The organism is Nonomuraea sp. NPDC049028, from assembly GCF_043197735.1.
In the GTDB taxonomy this organism is placed as follows: Bacteria; Actinomycetota; Actinomycetes; order Streptosporangiales; family Streptosporangiaceae; genus Nonomuraea.
Genome location: NZ_JBICTR010000016.1, coordinates 157,629 through 175,250, shown reverse-complemented (window position 1 = coordinate 175,250; position 17,622 = coordinate 157,629). Strand labels below are relative to the sequence as shown.

The following is a 17,622-nucleotide window of genomic DNA, read 5'->3' as shown; positions in this document are numbered from 1 at the left end:
GCCTGGGCATGCTCCGGGGCCGGCGACGGGTAGTCATCGAGATCGACGGCGTCCAGCACTATGCGGTGGGACGGGAAGTCAGCCCCAAGTTGTACGAGCAGATGGTCGCCAAGGACCGGGAACTGTACTTGGTCGGCTACGAGGTAGTGCGCTTCGGCGGCGATGAGTTCCGCGCAGCGGATCGTGGGCGGGTTGTGGTGCGCCGGGCGCCCTACCATCAATGACCTGGGCGGCCTTCCCGATCGTTGTGATCGGGAAGGCCGCCCGGTTGCGTTTCCAGTCGCAGTTAGCCCCAGAGCGCGCGGCCCATACGAGCTGCTGCTTCGGTGGAGAGCGTCGCCGTGATGTGGGTGTAGCTCTTGGTTGTGGTCAGTTGTGAGTGGCCGAGAATTTCTTGAACGACACTGATGTCCACGTCTTGTTCGATGCGGAGTGTCGCAGCAGTATGGCGTGCGTCGTGGACGCGGGCGTGCTTGTCCACCTCGGCCACGCGCGGACAAGCAGGAGAAGGCCCGGCAGGCAGCCGCGGAGGGACGGGGGCGACCCTTCCAGGGGTGTGGACTCGACCACCTGCCGGACGATGAGGCGTGACGAGGCGGGGGAGGACCTGCCCCGTCCCCCTCCAAAAGGGGGACTCACCGCTCCGCCGCGCCCGCCTGTTACTTGGCGATGTACTCCGCCAAGACGTTCGCCGCACCCTCCACGTCATCGACCGGATGCCGCTTCTCAGCGCTCTGCCAGGAGAAGTACGCGCCGCCGTACCCGATGAACACCCATACCGGCAGCCCCGGCTCAGGCTTGCGCACCAGAAGCGCGCTGTTGTTGTCCCGCAGGTCGGCATTGACGCCGAGCCTCGTGAGCGCGTCGCGCAACCGCACGAGCAGCTCACCCTCCTCCTGGCTCGGCGGAAAGCCAGACACCGCCACCAGCATGATCGGATTCATCTCCCGCTCCTTTCGGCCCGGCCGCTTCCGAGGCAGTCGAGACACTCCCGCTCCCCACCTGCGCTCTGATCTCCGTCGTCGCCGCCGATGAGGAGCGCACGGCGCGAGTTGCGCAGCGTGATCCCGCGACCCCGGCCAGCAGGGCGGGCGACGTCTTGCTCGTCTCGTCTGGCCGGATCACCGTCGCCCCCCCGTTCATCCGGCGTTCCCTGTGGCGGGAAGCACCCCCACGTGCGCTACCCCCGAGAACGGAAGCAGATGGTGCGCACACAGCGAGGTGAACAGCGCATCACGGGCCAGCACCAGCTCGTGCTGCCCTTCCCGATCGGGGAAAGTAATGAACTCCCGCGCCTGGCAGCCGAGCAGTTCCGCCAGCCCTGCCGCCATCCGGGCCGGTGTCCGATCGGCGGCCTCGCTGTCACCGCTCACGCCGATGGCCGCGAGGAGGGGCAGCGGCGGCTCGTTCAGCCGCTTCCACGTCGATGCCTGGCGATCCCGGGAACAGGTCTGCGGGCAGGCGATTGCTTTCGGGGTGTGCGATGAGCACTTGATCTCCTCCGATCGAAGTCCCGGCGAGCGCTCTTAGCCAACCGCGCGGCAACGGCGCAGGCCACGGCATCAGTGACGCATCCATGCGGCACCTATGCGGCATCGCAGCCGCTGAGCGGGCACATCCCGTACGCTGCCCGTGACGGGACCACGCGTGGGCGGAGGTGCGCTGTGGCGGGCAAACGCAGACGCCTCGCCGATCGAAGGAAGGCGCTCGGCTACAGTCAGGAATTCTTCGCTGATCAGCTTGGCATCGACCGGACCACCGCGGGACGGTGGGAGCTGGGGAAGACCGAGCCCTGCCCGTACATCCGGCCCAAGATCTGCGATCTTCTGAAGGTCACCGCGGACGAGTTGGATCATCTCCTGGTTCTTTGTGAAGAACCCGAGAAGCCCTCTCTCGCCTCCACCTCGACACCGGTCGTCATCGGCCAGGTCGTGACTGAACCCCAACAGAGGGGTGAAGCTGACGACATGTACCGTCGCGAACTCCTCCGCCTGCTGAGCATCGCGGGCACGCTCATGGTGCTTCCCCCGCCGGCCAACGCCGACATCCAGGATTGGGCTGGCCAATCCGACGAAGCCGATGACCTAGAACAGCACGCGTTGTTCAGCAGCCACCTCTGGCAGGTCTTCGCCTTGTCCAAGTCGAAGCGCCTGGTCTACCCGCTGGTCCATGACCAGCTCAAGCTTCTCGTCAAGCAACTGGACCAGTCCCATTCAGCACGAGCCCGCCAGCAACTGTGCGTCTTGGCCTGTGACCTTTTCCAGCTTGCGGGAGAGATCTGCTTCGACAGCAACCGCTACACCGACGCCACTTACTGCTACACCATGGCCGTGACCGCCGGCCGCGAAGCTCGCTGCTACGACCGTTGGGCTTGCGCCCTCACTCGCCAGGCGTTCGTCAACATGTACGACCATGAATACCCCGAGGCCACCGCGGTGCTCTCGGCGGCTGCCCGCATCGCCGAGCAGGGCGACAGCCAACTGTCCACACGGCACTGGGTCGCCGCCGTACAGGCCGAGGCATTTGCCAGAGACGGCGACCGAGCAGGCTGTGAACGCGCCCTCGACACCGCCGACCAGGTTCTCGACCTCGCAGGTCCCGTCAGCCCTGGAGGTTGGCTCCGCTTCGACGGCTCCCGCCTGGCTGAGGAACGCGGTACCTGCTACCTCACTCTCGGCCAGACAGACCTCGCCGAGGCATCACTCCTCGCGGCACTCAACCAGGCCACCTCGCTTCGGCGCCGTGGCAGCCTCCTCACCGACCTGGCAGCCCTCGGCATTCAACGCCGCAACATGGATCAATTCCTGCATCACGCGGGGCGCGCCGTGGACGTGGCCGAGCAGACGCAATCCGCCGGATACGTCGGCCGCAAGCTTCACGGCATCCAAAAGCAGCTCCAACCCCTTCTCGTCGACAAGCGGGTGGTCCAGTTGAACGATCGCATCACCCGTCTGTCGGCCCCCGCCCAACACTGAGAGGACCATGATGCAGACTGCGACGGACGAGCAGGGCCGCGCCTTCCGCGAAGCATGGATCACTGGGGTGAACAAGCACTACCCAGGCGAGCCCAAGTCTTCCTACGTCGCTCCGTGGGAGGAGACGCCCGAGTGGGAACGCCAAGCCGCTGCCGCTGTCTACATCCAAGTGCGGACCTTCGTCGAGGTTAGTGCTGGCAGCACCGCAAAGCTGACCCGCGAACAGAGAGGCCGCTTCGTGGCCCTGTGCTGGATCGCTCAAATCCATAAGCACTTTGAAACTCCGAAGCCGTCCTATGTGGCCGATTGGGAGGACCTTCCCGAGTGGCAGCGTGAGACCGACGCGGATATTTTTCAACGTATCGAAGATGACGCTGTGCATCGCTGAAGCAGCTTGCTCAGGGATGGTCCGGCTGCGGGGGCGTGGCCTCCAGGGTGACGGTGGTGCCGTTGGCATCGCTCTCGATGGTCAGCCGGTTGACCCACTGCCGGGCCTGCCACAGGCTGAGCCGCCCGCGCTCGCCGCCGTGGCGCACGGCGTTGGTGGTGATCTCGTTGACCGCCACCACGAACCGGTACAGGTCCGGCCCGGTGAGACCGTGTCGCGCGGCGTACCGCTCCACCAACCGGCGCAGCAGCACGAGCGTGCCGAAGTCGAAGTCGTACCGCGTCTCCGGACGGCACTCTCCGACGGCGACAGAGCCGTGCACATGGGAGCCACCCCAGGGAATGGCGTCCTTCGCGCAGGTCAGTGCGCTGTCATGCGCGGATGGTGCACCCAGCCGTGCGGGTCGGGGGCACGGCCGGTCTGTACGGCCATGAGCTTCTCGCGCAACCCGAGGGTGAGGGGACCGGGCCGGCCGTCTGCCATCTGCCAGGCGGTGGCGCGTGTGCGGGCCCGGCCGACGGGGGTGATGACAGCGGCGGTGCCGCAGCCGAAGACCTCGGTGATCGAGCCGTCCGCCGCGCCCGTCTGCCACTCCTCCAGGCTGATGCGGCTCTCGCTGACGGGGTGGCCGAGGTCGCGGGCGAGGGTGAGGACGCAGTCGCGGGTGATCCCGGGCAGGAGTGAGCCGGTGAGGGCGGGGGTGGTGATCTCGGCGGCAGGGCCGTGGCCGCGTACGAAGAAGAGGTTCATGGCGCCCACTTCCTCGATCCAGCGCCGCTCGACCGCATCGAGCCAGACCACCTGGTCGCAGCCGTGCTCGGCGGCGTCGTTCTGGGCGAGGAACGCGGCGGCGTAGTTCCCGGCGAACTTGGCGGCGCCGGTGCCACCCGGGGCGGCCCGTACATAGTCCTCGGCGATCCACACCGACAGGGGTCTGATGCCGTCGGGGAAGAACGACCCGGCCGGGGAGGCGATGAGCAGGAACAGGTACTCGGCCGAGGGCCGGACGCTGAGCGTGCTCTCGGTGGCGAACATCAGCGGCCGCAGATACAGAGAATGGTCATCGGCGTCGGGAACCCAGCACCGATCCTGACTCACGAGCAGCTCACATGCCTTCATGAACAGCTCGACGGGTAACTCCGGCATGGCCATCCGGCGGGCGCTCGCCTGGAAGCGGTGCGCGTTGGCCTCGGGCCGGAACAGCGCGACCGTACCGTCCGGCTGCAGGTACGCCTTGAGCCCCTCGAAGATCGACTGGCCGTAGTGCAGTCCCGTGGCGGCCGGGTCGATGGTCAGCGGGGCGTATGGGCCCAGTGCGGCGTCATGCCAGCCCGCCTCGCCGGTCCACTTGATGGTGACCATGTGATCTGTCATGTACCGGCCGAAGCCGGGCGCGGCCAGAATCTGCTGCCGCTCGGCATCAGGACGCAGGTGAGGATGCGGTTTGATGGTGAACTGCGGGAGCGTGAGGGGCATCTGGGTTTCCCTTACGGCGAGTGCTCACCGTGGTGCGCGGTCAGCGGGTGCGGAACGGGTTTCGGAAACAGGCAGGGGTCGAGATCTTCCAAAACCATGAGCAAGCAGCTGCCCGTTGCCCGTGCGTACAGCGTAGACCCACTGGATGCCGGGGTGAATGGCGTCGACGAAGGAGAACGGCACGGCGACCAGTTCGACGTCGCGGTCGAGCTGTACTGGTCAAGCGGGAGCTGCCGATGATCCCGGGCGACGGCGTCGGGGCATCATCATGGCGGTCGGTGAGGGCGTGCCAGTGCCCGCGCGCTAGTCGACGTCGTCGTACTCGTCGAAGCTGTCCGTGATCATCTGCTCGAGTTGCCTCTGCGTCTCTGCGAGCTCCGCCAGCACCTCCTCGGACGGGCTGTGCTCGGCCAGCCCTACCAGTTCGGCGAGGACCGCACGCATCTCGGCGACGCCGGGCCGCTCCGCATCCTGGTGCTCCTCGGAATCAGGCTCGCCCATATAGCGCAGCAACCAGGCCGCCGACCGAAGACAGCGTACGCGCGGGGTGAGTTCGCCGAGTTCGGTCCAGAGCGCGGCCGCCCGCTGATAGGCGGCCAGCGCTTCTGCGGTCTGTCCGGAATACTGCAGAGCTTGGGCGGCGGACCAGGCCAGTTCGGCATGCATGGCTCGTTGGTCCGAATCATTCTGGACCAGCTCCGCACCTTGGAGAAACTGCTCAGCAGCCTCGCGGTGGCGGCCCAGCTCGCCCAGTGATGCGGCGTATTGTCCGCGGGTCATCGCGATGACCGGTGCGTCGTAAGGGATCTCCACCCTCGGGATCACGTCCTCGAACAGTGCCACTGCTTCGGCATGCCTCTCGAGACGGTGATAGGCGCGCGCCGCCGTGAACGTGTTGTGCAGGGTGTCGGGTTCGGACAGGCCATTCCAGCGGGCGGCCGCGGTCAGTGCCGCTCCGACCAGGTCGTGTTCACGGCCGGGCTGTCTCGAGATGGCCTCGACGAGCAGGGAGCTCAGCTGGGCGGTCTGGTCGTGCGGGACGAGATCGGCGCCGTACGTGATCGCCTTCGACGCGAACTCCTCGGCCGCCTTCGGATCGTCGCTCCCGAGGGCGTGCTCGCTGAGCAGGGAGGCGGGATTCGCGGCGCGCCACGGCTGCCCGGCTTCGAGATAACCCGCCACGGCGGCCTGCAGATGGGCACGCGCGCCGTCCTCATCACCGAGCGGGAAGGAGATCCGGGCCAGCAGGTCGTGATACATGGCCATGCGCTCGGTCACCGCGAGTTTCACCGCCACGGCGAGTTCGGCCTCCAGCAGCGCATGGGTGGCCTTGAGCTCGGCCTCGGCCGGGTTCTCCTGCTGCCCCAGCGCCGCCATTGCCATGAGGGGACCGGCTCTTCGCACGCTCAGGTATTCGCGCGAGGTGAGCTTTCCGGCCGCGTACGCGCTTTCCGCCTGCGCCATGACGCTTTCCGCCAATGCCTCGCCTCCGGTCTGATCCCTGGTCTGGAAGCGCGCCAGGGCCGCGGCGGCGCGGGCCTCCAGAGCCTTGGCAGTGTCGGCGAGCCGGTCGAAGCTCTCGGCGACAGCCAGCAGCGCGTCGTAGGCCGCGCCGGGGTCCGAGTCCAGCAGGGAGAGCACTTTGGCGTACTCGACCTCCGCGACAACGATCTCGGGCAGCGGCAGTTCACTGGCCGCGACGCGTTCCCACGCTCTGTCGGCGTGGGGATGGCGAGTCTCCGACAGGCGCCGCGCCTCTGCGACCAGGCCGTCGAGGCTCGAATCGGTGCCCTTCGGCGGGACCGGTACGGCACGACCGGCCGGCTGCGGCAGCGTCGCCGGGACGCCGAGCGGCAGCCGATCCGCCAACGGCTCCTGGGCGAGGCGCTTGGCGACGCGCTCGCTGAAGACGCTGCTGCCGTTGCGCGCGTCATAGCGGGCGCACAGCTCGCTGATCTCCTGTTCCAACCTGGCGAGAGTCGTCTCAAGAGTCAGCTCGCCGATCCGGATGCCACCGTGGCCCAGCATGGCCAGGCGGCGGAGCAGTACGACGACACCGCTCACGAAGCCGACCCGCTGCGAGACGTCCTCGTGCTGATTCATGAGCCAGGACGCGTGCTCGTTCAGGATCTCCAGGCCACGCGCCTCGTTGCCGGTCAGGGCGCAGAACTCGATGTGGTAGCCGACCGACTCGCGCAGGCTGACATCGTGGCGGACCAGCGAGTATCCCCTGAGGAAGGCGCTGCGAGCGTCCTCGGTTCGCCCGGTGCGCAGCAGGGGAAGCAGTGCCTTGGCCAGGACCCTGTGCGGCTCCTCCGCACATGACCACTCGCCGTCGATCAGCGGCGCCCAGTGGTCCAACGCCCCCGCGTCATCACCCGCCATGACGCGCCACGTGCCCCAGTCGTTGCCCTCGCAGGCTTCGCAGTCGGCCATCTGGTCGCGTGGAGCGGAGATCGACGACTCCATCGCCGCCGCTGCCGTCTCGTCGTCGCCGAGGTGCTGCGCCAGCAGCGAACGCAGGCTGAGCACCGGGCGCGGGCTGTATCCGCGCTGCCGATAGCGGTTCTGCAGCTCGTCGAGCCAGCGGTGGATGGTCGCCAGCGGCACGGCCGGGTTGAGGACGAGGTAGTAGCTCATCCACTTGAGCTCCCAGTGGATGTTATGGCTGAACGTGCCCACCTCGGCTGGGAAGTCGTCGTGAATCTGCAGGAGCCGTCCGAACGCGACCGGCATGCGGTCACGTTCGGCGCCGTCTTCGTAGGCCTGGATGAGAGTGAGCAGCACCTCGGCTTCCAGCGACCGGTCCTCGACCGCCTTGGCCGCGGTGGCGAGCAGTTCCAGGCGTTCGGCTTTCTGGCGTCCGCTCGGCAGCGCGTAGGTCTGACGCAGGGCGTCGCGGATCTCGGCGACGTTCATGCTTTGCCATCCTCTTCAGTGGATTCGGTCACGTTCTGGGAGGCCCAGCCGAGCAGCTCGTCGAAGGCGCGGTTGAGCAGTGCGGTGTCGACCGACCGCAGGGGCCGATGCGTCATCAGCAGCGCCTGGCCGTACAGCGCCTCGACGGCGGTGACGAGGAGTGCGGGATCGCTGATCGTCGCAAGCCGGCGGACCACCGGGCTGCGGTGGTTGAGTACGAGTTGCGCGCGAGGCTCAGCGGACTTGAGCGCCCCCAGGATCTCGGCCCACAGGTCATCCGCGTCGGCGGCGACCTCCGCGCGGGTTCGTTCGTGGCGTGCCGCGCGGGAGTCCAGATGCAGAGCGGACACCGACGCCGGGAAGAACGCACGAAGGATCACATCGCAGCCCAGCGGGTCAAGCGTGGAGCGTGCCATCGCCATGAACCCGGCCATGGCCAGCTCATTCGCGCTGTCAACCGGGTCGAGCGCGGCGGTGACCACGTCCGAACCGAGCTCCTCGACCACCACCCCCGGCATGACATCAGGGAGCAGGGCGACCAGCTCGCTGTCGTAGGTGTAACCCCCGTTGACGACCGCCACGCCGTGGGCGGCCGCGATCGGCGCGATCTGCCGGAACTCCTCAACGGTGGGGGTGATCCGAACCACAGGGTGTTTCCTGGCGACCTCGGCCAACGTGACTTGACCGTCGGTCGTCTCCAACGTGAGATACGGCAGCATGATCCGGAACAGCTCGGCGTCATGCCTGGCCATCGCCTTCGCCCCGAGGCTGTGCACAGCGAGGAACGCGGCCAGGCGCTGTGGCTCCTGCGCGGCCAGCCCGGTCAGCCAGTCCCGCAGCCGGACACCTAGCGCCTCGCGGACCGCGACCAGCGTCTCGTCCTCGTACAGACCCTCACGCGATGCGGTCGGGCGCAGGGTGTCCGTATCGATCACGCAGCGGACGAAGAACGCCCATTCAGGGAGTAGGCCGGTGGTCGCGTCGTTGAGCAGCATGCCCTTCAGGTAGACGCGGTGGCGGCCGCTGTCGGCCGGATTCGCCGGCTGCGGCAACACGTAGGCGGCGCCCCTGATCCCGGCCAGCTCCACGTCGAGTTCGACCACGTCGAGTGCGGTGAAGCCGAGCGCGCGCTCGCCGTACTCGATCAGCGCGGCCCGGCGTGCGGCGGCCGAATCGTAGAAGCGGTCCCACACCGGCGGGCTGTCCGTGGTGCGGATCGTCCGCCCACTCGTGTCGACCGTCACCTCGTAGGGCAGCAGCGAACCGAAGTCGCGGGCAAGGTCGGTGACCACGTCCGGGGCGAACCACCGTTCGGCTCCCGCTCGTGGCGTCAGGCAAACGGTCGTTCCGGGAACGGCGCGCTCATGCGGCGCAAGCCGCCGGACCGAGTACGTCCCATCGGACGCGGCCAGCCACTCAATGCCCGGCGCATCCGGGACGGCGGCAGAACGGCTGATCACCTGGATCCGCTCGGCGACGGTGAAGCAGGCCAGGAGGCCGATACCGAACTGGCCAAGGAACTCGCGGCGAGCCCCTTCCAGGTCATCGCGCTTCGATGACCGGCCGATGGTCGCGAGGAAACGATGGACGTCCGCCTCCGTCAAACCGATACCCGGATCATCGATCCGCAGCCCCGCGTCGTTCAAAGTGATCCGGATGGCGGTGGATGCCGTCGGGTCCATCCGCTGCCGCGCTGTCACCGCGTCGACCGCGTTCTGCAGCAGCTCTCTCAGGTAGACGCGTGGACTGGAATAAAGGTGGTGCGACAGGAGATCAACAAGTCCTCGCAGGTCAACCTGAAAGGAGTGGGCATTTCCCGACTCTTGGTCCAGCATGTGGAAGATCGTAGCGTCAAGCTATGACATTGAACTGATCAATTTCGGCCGCGAGCTCGAACACCGGCATCCTCCCTCCGGGCCTGACAGGGCCAGACGACCACCAGGTTCGCCTTCCGTTCCGTCTCGGCAGCCGGAGGGAATGCCACTTTCGGCAACCGAGCGACTAAAGGATCTAGCTCAGGGACGGTCCGGCTGCGAGGCGGCGGCCTCCAGAGTGACGATGGTGCCGTTGGCGTCGCTCTCAATGGTCAGCCGGCTGACGCACTGCCGGGCCAGCCAAAGGCCTCGGCCGCTGCTGCTGTCGGCCGGTACGGCGTGGTGGCCCTGTGAGTCCGGCCGCGCCAGTCCCGGGCCGTTGTCGGTGACCCGGCAGTAGAGCCGGCCGCCGGTCTGCCACAGGCTGAGCCGCCCGCGCTCGCCGCCGTGGCGTACCGCATTGGTGGTGATCTCGTTGACCGCCACCACGAACCGGTACAGGTCTCGCCCGGTGAGACCGCGCCGCGCGGCGTACCGCTCCACCAACCGGCGCAGCAGCACGAGCGTGCCGAAGTCGAAGTCGTACCGCGTCTCCAGGGTTTCGGCGGGTTCACTCATCGGCTCGTCCGCCCCGACCGGCGCGGGCAGGACAGGGCGGGGCCGCGGAGCGGAGACCACGGCGGAGCCCAGCCCTCATCAGCCCAGCCCTCTTCAGCCCGGCCCTCCTCAGGCCAGACCGAACGCGGACAGCAGCCCCGTGATGCGCAGCTGGTCGAAGACTCGAGATGTGGGGTGCCGCACGCTGAAGGCCGCCTCGACCTCGGCGGACGCCTTCATCGCGTCCACGAGCACGCCGATCCCGGAGGAGTCGATGAAGGCCACCTCGCCCATCTCGATCCACACCACGGAAGGGCGCTGGTCGAGTACGGCGGCGGAGACCGCGCTCCGCACCCAGGCCGCGTTCGTGAAGTCGATGTCGCCGCGCAGCACCACTTCCAGCGTGCCGTCGGTCACGGTGCCTACCGACACCACCTCCATGCGCGTTCCTTCCTCTGCCGATGCCGAGCACGGCGAGTCTGCCCCCATGATGCGCTCCGGACTGCCGGTCGGCGCTGCCGCATCCCAACATTGTCCGGTACATAGGGGTATTTATCACCCGCTCGACCGCCACGCCACCCGACGACGGCTCCCAGCGGGCAGGCGAGCCGGGGCGGAGCCTTACGATGTGATCGTGAGTCCGAGCCCTCGGCGCGAGCCGCGCTCCGGCGCCCGCAGAGGGGCCGTGCCCAGCATCCGCGACGTCGCGGCCGCGGCGGGCGTCTCCTACCAGACCGTCTCGCGCGTGCTCAACGACTCGCCGCGGGTGCGCCCCGACACCAGGGCCGCGGTGCGCGCGGCCATCGAGACGCTGGGGTTCCGGCCCAACCGGGCCGCGCGGGCGCTCGGCCTGGGGCGCGCTCCGGGCATCACCGTGGTGACGTCCAACACCATGCTGTACGGCTACGCGTCCACGCTGCAGGGCATCGAGGAGGCCGCGCGGACCGAGGGCCTGGCCGTTGGAGTCAGGGTCGTGGAGTCGGACTCGCCCGCCGAGATCAAGCAGACCGTCGACTACGTGAGCGACCCGAGCGCGGGCGGCCTGGTCGTCATCGCGTTCGACCCGGCGGGTACGGCGGTGCTGGAGGCGTTGCCGGCGGACATACCGGCGATCGCCGCGACCGAGCCGGTGGCGCCCGACACGGGCCGGGTCACGATCGCGCTGGACGAGCGGGGTGCCGCCGCCGATGCCACCGAGCACCTGCTGGCTCTGGGCCACCGGACCGTGCACCATGTGGCGATCCCGTCCGAGGGGCGCTCCAGCGGCAGGCAGGCCGGTTGGCGCGACGCCTTGTCGCGGGCGGGGGCCGAGATCCCCGAGGTGGTCGGCTCCGGCTGGGACATCCGGGCCGCCTATCTGGCCGGGCAGCGGCTGGCCGGTGATCCGGACGTCACGGCGGTGCTGTGCGGCAACGACGACATCGCCCAGGGCGTGCGCCGCGCCCTCTACGACGCGGGCAGGGACGTGCCCGGTGACGTGAGCATCGTCGGGTTCGACGACATTCCCGGCTCGGCCTTCTGGATCCCCGCGCTGACCACCGTACGGATGGACTTCGTCGGGCTGGGGCGGGCGTGCTTCCTGGCGGCGGTGGCCGAGCTGACCGGCCAGCCACAGCCCGAGACCGAGCTGACCTCACCCCGCCTCATCGTGCGCGAGTCGACCGCCCCTCCGCGCCACGGCTGAAATCAGCACGTAACAATCCGGCAAAGGGCCCTTCCGCTCCTGCCGTGTGACCGCTCACACTCCATGTGACCGGTCACATGGCCGCTCCTCTCCCGGCAGGAGGTACTCCCGTTGACTTCGTTCCGGCTCCTGGGTGTCACGACCGTCGTCTCCGCGCTCGTCTCGGCCCTGCTGTGCGCCGCCACCCCGGCGCAGGCCGCGTCCCCTGCCCTCGTCGTCGACCTCGCCTCGGACACGGGCCCGCTGAAGTACGGCGCGACCGGCTTCCTGTACGGCCTGGGCAACGACGGAATCCCCACCGACACCATGCTGGCGGCCCTCAAGCCCCAGGTCACCGCGCAGAAGGCGCCCGACGGCCGCCAGCATCCCAACGGCGACGCCCTCCAGATCGCGCCCATGTTCAAGCGCACCGGCGGCCGTGACATCCAGGTCTACATGCAGGACGTCTACCGCCAATGGCCGTACGAGAACCTCGGCATCGACGACTACCTGGCCAAGGTCGACACGATGACCCGCAAGATCGTCGCGGACCCGTACCGGACGTCGTACGTGTACGTGCCCTTCAACGAGCCCGACCAGATCTGGTACCAGGGCAACCTCAACGGTCTGCTCGACGCCTGGAAGCGCGTCTACCAGAAGATCCGCTCGATCGACCCCGGCGCCCGGATCGCGGGTCCCAACTTCGCCGGCTACCGCTCGGCCGACCACCGCGCGTTCCTCACCTACGCCAAGGCCAACAACGTGCTGCCCGACGTCTTCACCTGGCACGAGCTCGGCAACGACTTCTTTACCAGCTGGTACGACCACCACGCCGACTACCGGGCCATCGAGACGAGCCTCGGCATCAGCCCCCGGCCCATCGCGATCAACGAGTACGCCCGCTCCTCCGGCGACCTCGGTGTGCCCGGCAACCTGGTCCAGTACGTGACCCGGTTCGAGAACAGCAAGGTGGACGCCTGCCTGGCCTACTGGACCACGGCCGGAGCGCTCAACGACCTGGTGACCAGGAACAACCAGGCCACCGGCGGGTGGTGGCTGTACAAGTGGTACGGCGAGCTGACCGGCCACACGGTCACCGTCACCCCGCCCACCAGGAACGGCCCCCTGCAGGGGCTGGCCGCCCTGGACCCGGCCAGGAAGCAGGCCCGGGTGATCTTCGGCGGCTCCCTCAACGTGAACGACACCTACGCCGCCGACGTCGTGGTCAAGGGCATCGCCTCGGCCCCCTACCTCGGTAGCTCGGTCCACGTGACGGTGTGGGGAGTGAACAGCACCGGCCTCAACGCCTCCCCGGGCCCGGCCCTGATCCACGAGGGCGACTACACCGTCTCGGGCGGCCAGATCACCGTCCCGCTCACCGGACTGAACGGCGCCGCCGCGTACCAGGTCATCGTCACCCCGAACACCGACCTGACGCCCGCGGGCCCGGCCACCCGCTACCAGGCCGAGTACGCGGCGCTCGGCGGCACCGCCCGCGTCACCTACGGCCCCAACACCGGCTACTCCGGCACCTCCTTCTCCGAGGGGTACGGCGCCAGCGACACGGCCGCGACCACGTTCGTGGTGAGCGCGCCCAATGACGGCTACTACAACCTGGGCCTGCGTTACTCGGCGGGCCCGTACACCGGCGCGCCGCAGAACCGGGCCGCCCGCCTGGTGCTCAACGGCACCGCGTTAACCGACCTCACGCTGCCGGGAACCGCCGACTGGAACACCTGGAACACCGTGACGACCAAGGTGTTCCTCCAGGCCGGCGTCAACCGGGTCGGCGTGCACGCCTTCACCACCGACGACCGCGACGCCGTCAACCTCGACTACCTGGACGTGACCGCCACCACCGGCACCGTCACCGCCTATGAGGCCGAGAGCGGCGCCAACGTCCTGGGCGGCACGGCCGTGGTCGGCGCCAACGGCGCCGCATCCGGCGGCTCGTACGTCGGCTACATCGGCAAGGGCGCCGCCAACATCCTGCGCTTCACCGGCGTCAACGCCCCGGCCGCCGGCCGCTACCGCGTGGTGATCACCTACGCCAACGGCGAGCTGGGCGAGGGCGCGTCCAACTACAACACCAACATCGTGGACCGCTACGCCGACATCCGCGTCAACGGCGGCGCGGCCACCCGGGTCTACTTCCGCAACACGCTGGGCTGGTCGAACTTCCGTACCACCGTGATGACCGCCGACCTCAGGGCCGGCGCCAACACGATCGAGTTCGGCAACGCCGCCGCGTACGGCCCCGACGTCGACCGGATCCAGATCGCCGCCGCCCTCGGCTGACGCCTGTCTCACAACCACCGCACAACCGAAGGAGAGTTACGTGAAGCCTGCCGACGTGGTCGAGACCCTGCGCTGGGGGCATGGCGCCCTGGCGGCGGTGGTGGAGATCCACCCGGACCGGCCGGTGGCCCTCCAGAGGCTGGGACCGCCCGGCGCCGCGCCGTCCCGTCTGTCGCAGCCGCTGGTCGAGGTGCTGGTCCCCGGCGAGGGCCGGGCCAAGGCCTCGCAGCGGCTGTCGGAGACGGCGGTCGGCTCCCGGTTGCGGTACGCGGGCGCCGAGCAGAGCCGCGACGGCGACTGGCACACGCTGCGCGTCGCGCTGCGCGACGAGGTGTCCGGGCTGGCGGCCGAGCTGACGCTGCGCTCCTTCGACGGCGTGGCCGCCTGCCAGGCCCAGGTACGGGTGACCAACCAGGGCACGGACCCGGTGCTCCTGCTCGCCGTGTCCTCCTTCTCAGGCGGGTTCCTCGGCCGCCCGGTGAGCGAGGTGGACGTCCTGTCCGCCGACAGCGAGTGGCTGGGCGAGAGCAGGTGGAGCAGGCGGCCGCTCGGCGAGCACATCGCCGACCTCGGCCTGGCCGCGCACGGCCAGCACGGGCGCGGCCGGTACGCGCTGAGCAGCACCGGCACCTGGTCCAGCGGGCGGTACGTGCCGATGGGCGGGCTGGCCGACCGGCGCACCGGCCAGACCTGGCTGTGGCAGATCGAGCACAACGGCGCCTGGGGGTGGGAGACCGGTGAGCGGCTGGACGGCGTGTACGTGGTGGCCACCGGCCCCACCGACGCCGACCACCAGTGGAGCCAGACCCTGGCGGCGGGGGAGTCCTTCACCACGGTGCCGGTCTCGGTCGCCGTCTCGGACGACGGGCTCGAGGGCGCGGTGGCCGCGCTGACCGCGCACCGCCGCGCGCTGCTGCGCCCGCACCCCGACAGGTCCGCGCTGCCCGTGGTGTTCAACGACTACATGAACACCCTGATGGGCGACCCGACGACGGCCAAGCTGCTGCCGCTGGTGGACGCCGCCGCCGCGGCCGGGGCGGAGATCTTCTGCGTCGACGCGGGCTGGTACGACGACGACGGCGCCTGGTGGGACAGCGTCGGCGCGTGGGAGCCCTCCCGGACCCGCTTCCCCGGCGGCATCCAGGAGGTCCTCGGCCACATCAGGGACCGGGGGATGACGCCGGGGCTGTGGCTGGAGCCGGAGGTGATCGGCGTACGCAGCCCGATTGCCGACAAGCTGCCGCCCGAGGCGTTCCTGCAGCGCGGCGGCCGGCGCGTGGCCGAGCACGGCCGCTACCACCTGGACCTGCGCCACCCCGCGGCCACCGGGCACCTGGACCAGGTGGTGGACCGGCTGGTGGAAGAGCTCGGCGTCGGCTACTTCAAGCTCGACTACAACATCAACCCGGGCGCCGGCACCGACCTGGACGCCGACAGCGCCGGCGCCGGGCTGCTGGCCTGCAACCGGGCCCACCTCGCCTGGCTGGACGGCGTCCTGGACCGGCACCCCGGGCTCGTCCTGGAGAACTGCGCGTCGGGCGCGATGCGCATGGACTACGCGCTGCTGTCCCGGCTGAACCTGCAGTCGACCAGCGATCAGCAGGACTTCCTGCGCTACCCGCCGATCGCCGTGGCCGCGCCGCTGTCCATGCTGCCGGAACAGGCCGCCAACTGGGCGTACCCGCAACCGGACATGACGGACGAGGAGCTCGTCTTCACCATGTGCACCGGCGTGCTGGGGCGGCTCTACCTGTCGGGCAACCTGCCCGCCATGAGCGCCGCCCAACTCGACCTGGTGCGGGCGGGCGTACGCGCGCACCGCGACCTGCGCGCCGACCTGGTGCGCGCGGTCCCGTGCTGGCCGCTCGGCCTGCCCGGCTGGGCCGATCACTGGCTCGCCCTCGGCCTGCGCGCCGGGGACACCACCCATCTCGGGCTGTGGCGTCGCCCCGGCGCCGCCGAGACCTCGGTGCTGTCGCTGCCCCACCTGGCCGGGCGGGCCGTCCAGATCGAGACCGTCTACCCGGGCGATAAGGCAGGATGGGGCCACTCGTGGGACCCGCAGACCGCCGAGCTGTCCGTGACCAGCACCGTTACCGGACCGACCGCCCGAATCCTGAAGCTCCGCACCCTCTGACCCCCCACGGACCAAAAGGAAACACACCGTGAAACTCACCGCGATCACGGCCGCGGCCGCCACCGCGCTCCTGACCCTCACCGCGTGCAGCGACCCGGCCTCCGGACCCGCCGCCACCCCGGCGGGGAGCGGGCAGCCCGCCGCCTGGGCCGCGCCCACCGGCCGGCTCGACGGCACCACGCTCACCATCTGGGCCGCCCAGAACAGCAACACCGTGCCCAAGGCCGTGACCGACGCCTTCACCCAGGCCACCGGCGCCAAGGTCGACGTGGTCACCATCCCGGACCCGTACGAGCAGGGCGTACAGACCAAGGTGGCCACCGGCGACAAGCCCGACCTGGCCTTCTGGCAGCCGACCGCCTCCATGCTCACCGCACTGAACGCCAGGACCAACCTCCAGCCGCTGGACGGCGCCCCCTGGATCGCCTCGATGACGCCCGAACTACGCGACATCACCGGCCTGCTGGACAAGACCCGCTACGCCGCCCTCATCACCAGCCCGGCCGTCGAAGGCGTCTACTACAACAAGGAGGTCTTCGCCGCCAACGGCATCACCGCGACGCCCAAGAACTTCGACGAGATGGTGGAGACGGCCCGCAAGCTCAAGGCCAAGGGCGTCACCCCGTTCTTCGAGATGGCCGGCGACAAGTGGGCCACCCAGTGGTGGGTACAGGTGCAGCTCGCCGACGCCGCCCGCGACGGCCTGTGGGACCGGGTCAACACCGGCAAGGAGACCTTCTCCGACAAGACCATCCTGGACGCGATCAAGAAGTACAAGGCGCTGATCGGCGAGGGCCTGTTCAACTCCGACATCAAGACGGCGAAGTTCGAGGACCAGGGCGCGGCGCTGCTGTCGGGCAAGGCGGCGATGGCCGTCCAGGTGAACTCGTTCTTCGGCCAGCTCCAGGCCAAGGCCGACACCGCGGCGCTGGACAAGAAGATCGGCTTCTTCCCGATCTCGCCGGCCGGCAACGTGGGCACCTTCATCCCCGACCAGAGCAACGCGCTGGTGGCCTTCAGGACCGGCGACGCCAAGCGCGAGGCGGCGGCCCGCCAGCTGCTGTCGTACTGGATGGGCCCCGGCTACCAGGGCTTCGTCGCCGACCGGAAGACCGTCTCGCTGCGCGCCGACGTGCCGAGCCCGGCGGGTGTGCCGCAGGCCCTGCTCGACGTGCACAAGTCGCTCGGCGACGCGGTCGGCTCGATGCAGGCGCTCGCGGTGGCCAACCCCGACCTGTACCTCAACCTGGCCGACATGATCACCGGCAGCCTGACGCCCGAGCAGGTGGCCGCCGCGACCCAGAAGCAGTTCGCCCAGCTCGCGAAGGCGGCCGGCGCGTCCGGGTTCTGACCAC

General features: G+C 69.3%; 17 protein-coding genes. 8 read left to right on the top strand and 9 right to left on the bottom strand.

The annotated features are described in order from the left end of the window. Nucleotides 1–8: 8 nt before the first annotated feature. A complete protein-coding gene (locus tag ACGFJ2_RS50205) occupies nt 9–224 on the top strand; it encodes a DUF559 domain-containing protein (protein ID WP_393480836.1) in 216 nt (71 codons plus the stop codon). 62 nt (nt 225–286) lie between these two features. On the opposite strand, the gene ACGFJ2_RS50200 is transcribed toward ACGFJ2_RS50205, so the two are convergent. The 3 genes from ACGFJ2_RS50200 to ACGFJ2_RS50190 form a co-directional block, all read right to left on the bottom strand. Next, nucleotides 287–490, bottom strand: a complete 204-nt coding sequence (locus ACGFJ2_RS50200) for a tyrosine-type recombinase/integrase (RefSeq protein ID WP_393480834.1) — start codon at nt 488–490, stop codon at nt 287–289. A gap of 169 nt (nt 491–659) precedes the next feature. Next, complete coding sequence (locus ACGFJ2_RS50195; protein WP_393480831.1) at nt 660–944, bottom strand: hypothetical protein; 285 nt, start codon at nt 942–944, stop codon at nt 660–662. Between the two features lie 195 nt (nt 945–1,139). Then, a complete protein-coding gene (locus ACGFJ2_RS50190; RefSeq protein ID WP_393480829.1) occupies nt 1,140–1,373 on the bottom strand; it encodes a GTP cyclohydrolase I in 234 nt (77 codons plus the stop codon). A gap of 291 nt (nt 1,374–1,664) precedes the next feature. Between ACGFJ2_RS50190 and ACGFJ2_RS50185 the strand changes: the two genes are divergently transcribed. Together ACGFJ2_RS50185 and ACGFJ2_RS50180 are read left to right on the top strand one after the other, a co-directional pair. Continuing rightward, complete coding sequence (locus ACGFJ2_RS50185; RefSeq protein ID WP_393480826.1) at nt 1,665–2,975, top strand: helix-turn-helix transcriptional regulator; 1,311 nt, start codon at nt 1,665–1,667, stop codon at nt 2,973–2,975. 7 nt (nt 2,976–2,982) lie between these two features. Further along, nucleotides 2,983–3,363, top strand: coding sequence for a hypothetical protein (locus ACGFJ2_RS50180; protein WP_393480824.1), 381 nt, complete (start codon nt 2,983–2,985; stop codon nt 3,361–3,363). Between the two features lie 10 nt (nt 3,364–3,373). Here ACGFJ2_RS50180 and ACGFJ2_RS50175 read toward each other — a convergent pair whose 3' ends face one another. Together ACGFJ2_RS50175 and ACGFJ2_RS50170 are read right to left on the bottom strand one after the other, a co-directional pair. After that, nucleotides 3,374–3,685 (bottom strand): ATP-binding protein, encoded by a 312-nt coding sequence (locus tag ACGFJ2_RS50175; RefSeq protein WP_393480821.1) that lies wholly within the window; start codon nt 3,683–3,685, stop codon nt 3,374–3,376. A 38-nt stretch (nt 3,686–3,723) separates the two neighbouring features. Then, nucleotides 3,724–4,839 carry a branched-chain amino acid aminotransferase gene (locus tag ACGFJ2_RS50170; protein ID WP_393480819.1) on the bottom strand — a complete coding sequence of 372 codons (1,116 nt, stop codon included), beginning with the start codon at nt 4,837–4,839 and terminating at the stop codon, nt 3,724–3,726. Nucleotides 4,840–4,935: 96 nt separating this feature from the next. Here ACGFJ2_RS50170 and ACGFJ2_RS50165 point away from each other — a divergent pair, with 96 nt between their 5' ends. After that, entirely contained in the window at nt 4,936–5,079 is a 144-nt protein-coding gene (locus ACGFJ2_RS50165) for a hypothetical protein (RefSeq protein WP_357952737.1), read from the top strand. Between the two features lie 63 nt (nt 5,080–5,142). On the opposite strand, the gene ACGFJ2_RS50160 is transcribed toward ACGFJ2_RS50165, so the two are convergent. From ACGFJ2_RS50160 to ACGFJ2_RS50145, 4 genes are all read right to left on the bottom strand, one after another. Then, nucleotides 5,143–7,758: a hypothetical protein gene (locus tag ACGFJ2_RS50160; RefSeq protein WP_357952738.1), complete on the bottom strand. Its 2,616-nt coding sequence runs from the start codon at nt 7,756–7,758 to the stop codon at nt 5,143–5,145. Next, the gene (locus ACGFJ2_RS50155) at nt 7,755–9,593 is read right to left on the bottom strand and encodes an HSP90 family protein (protein WP_393480815.1); all 1,839 of its coding nucleotides are present in this window, start codon (nt 9,591–9,593) and stop codon (nt 7,755–7,757) included. Before ACGFJ2_RS50155 ends, ACGFJ2_RS50160 begins: the two co-directional genes overlap by 4 nt. A gap of 180 nt (nt 9,594–9,773) precedes the next feature. Continuing rightward, on the bottom strand, nt 9,774–10,190 hold the full coding sequence (locus tag ACGFJ2_RS50150) for an ATP-binding protein (protein WP_393480812.1): 417 nt from the start codon (nt 10,188–10,190) through the stop codon (nt 9,774–9,776). 108 nt (nt 10,191–10,298) lie between these two features. Next, nucleotides 10,299–10,610, bottom strand: coding sequence for an STAS domain-containing protein (locus ACGFJ2_RS50145; RefSeq protein WP_393480810.1), 312 nt, complete (start codon nt 10,608–10,610; stop codon nt 10,299–10,301). 193 nt (nt 10,611–10,803) lie between these two features. Between ACGFJ2_RS50145 and ACGFJ2_RS50140 the strand changes: the two genes are divergently transcribed. From ACGFJ2_RS50140 to ACGFJ2_RS50125, 4 genes are all read left to right on the top strand, one after another. Then, on the top strand, nt 10,804–11,853 hold the full coding sequence (locus ACGFJ2_RS50140; RefSeq protein ID WP_357952742.1) for a LacI family DNA-binding transcriptional regulator: 1,050 nt from the start codon (nt 10,804–10,806) through the stop codon (nt 11,851–11,853). A gap of 111 nt (nt 11,854–11,964) precedes the next feature. Beyond that, on the top strand, nt 11,965–14,130 hold the full coding sequence (locus tag ACGFJ2_RS50135) for a CBM35 domain-containing protein (RefSeq protein WP_393480807.1): 2,166 nt from the start codon (nt 11,965–11,967) through the stop codon (nt 14,128–14,130). Between the two features lie 40 nt (nt 14,131–14,170). Next, a complete protein-coding gene (locus ACGFJ2_RS50130) occupies nt 14,171–16,267 on the top strand; it encodes a glycoside hydrolase family 36 protein (RefSeq protein ID WP_393480804.1) in 2,097 nt (698 codons plus the stop codon). 28 nt (nt 16,268–16,295) lie between these two features. Continuing rightward, on the top strand, nt 16,296–17,618 hold the full coding sequence (locus ACGFJ2_RS50125; protein ID WP_393480802.1) for an ABC transporter substrate-binding protein: 1,323 nt from the start codon (nt 16,296–16,298) through the stop codon (nt 17,616–17,618). Nucleotides 17,619–17,622: the final 4 nt, after the last annotated feature.

What these genes read in the sequence shown, in the direction of transcription:
- ACGFJ2_RS50205 (WP_393480836.1), top strand. Translation starts at nt 9, where the DNA reads ATGCTCCGGGGCCGGCGACGGGTAGTCATCGAGATCGACGGCGTCCAG.
- ACGFJ2_RS50195 (WP_393480831.1), bottom strand. Translation starts at nt 944, where the DNA reads ATGAATCCGATCATGCTGGTGGCGGTGTCTGGCTTTCCGCCGAGCCAG.
- ACGFJ2_RS50180 (WP_393480824.1), top strand. Translation starts at nt 2,983, where the DNA reads ATGATGCAGACTGCGACGGACGAGCAGGGCCGCGCCTTCCGCGAAGCA.
- ACGFJ2_RS50170 (WP_393480819.1), bottom strand. Translation starts at nt 4,839, where the DNA reads ATGCCCCTCACGCTCCCGCAGTTCACCATCAAACCGCATCCTCACCTG.
- ACGFJ2_RS50165 (WP_357952737.1), top strand. Translation starts at nt 4,936, where the DNA reads ATGAGCAAGCAGCTGCCCGTTGCCCGTGCGTACAGCGTAGACCCACTG.
- ACGFJ2_RS50160 (WP_357952738.1), bottom strand. Translation starts at nt 7,758, where the DNA reads ATGAACGTCGCCGAGATCCGCGACGCCCTGCGTCAGACCTACGCGCTG.
- ACGFJ2_RS50155 (WP_393480815.1), bottom strand. Translation starts at nt 9,593, where the DNA reads ATGCTGGACCAAGAGTCGGGAAATGCCCACTCCTTTCAGGTTGACCTG.
- ACGFJ2_RS50150 (WP_393480812.1), bottom strand. Translation starts at nt 10,190, where the DNA reads ATGAGTGAACCCGCCGAAACCCTGGAGACGCGGTACGACTTCGACTTC.
- ACGFJ2_RS50145 (WP_393480810.1), bottom strand. Translation starts at nt 10,610, where the DNA reads ATGGAGGTGGTGTCGGTAGGCACCGTGACCGACGGCACGCTGGAAGTG.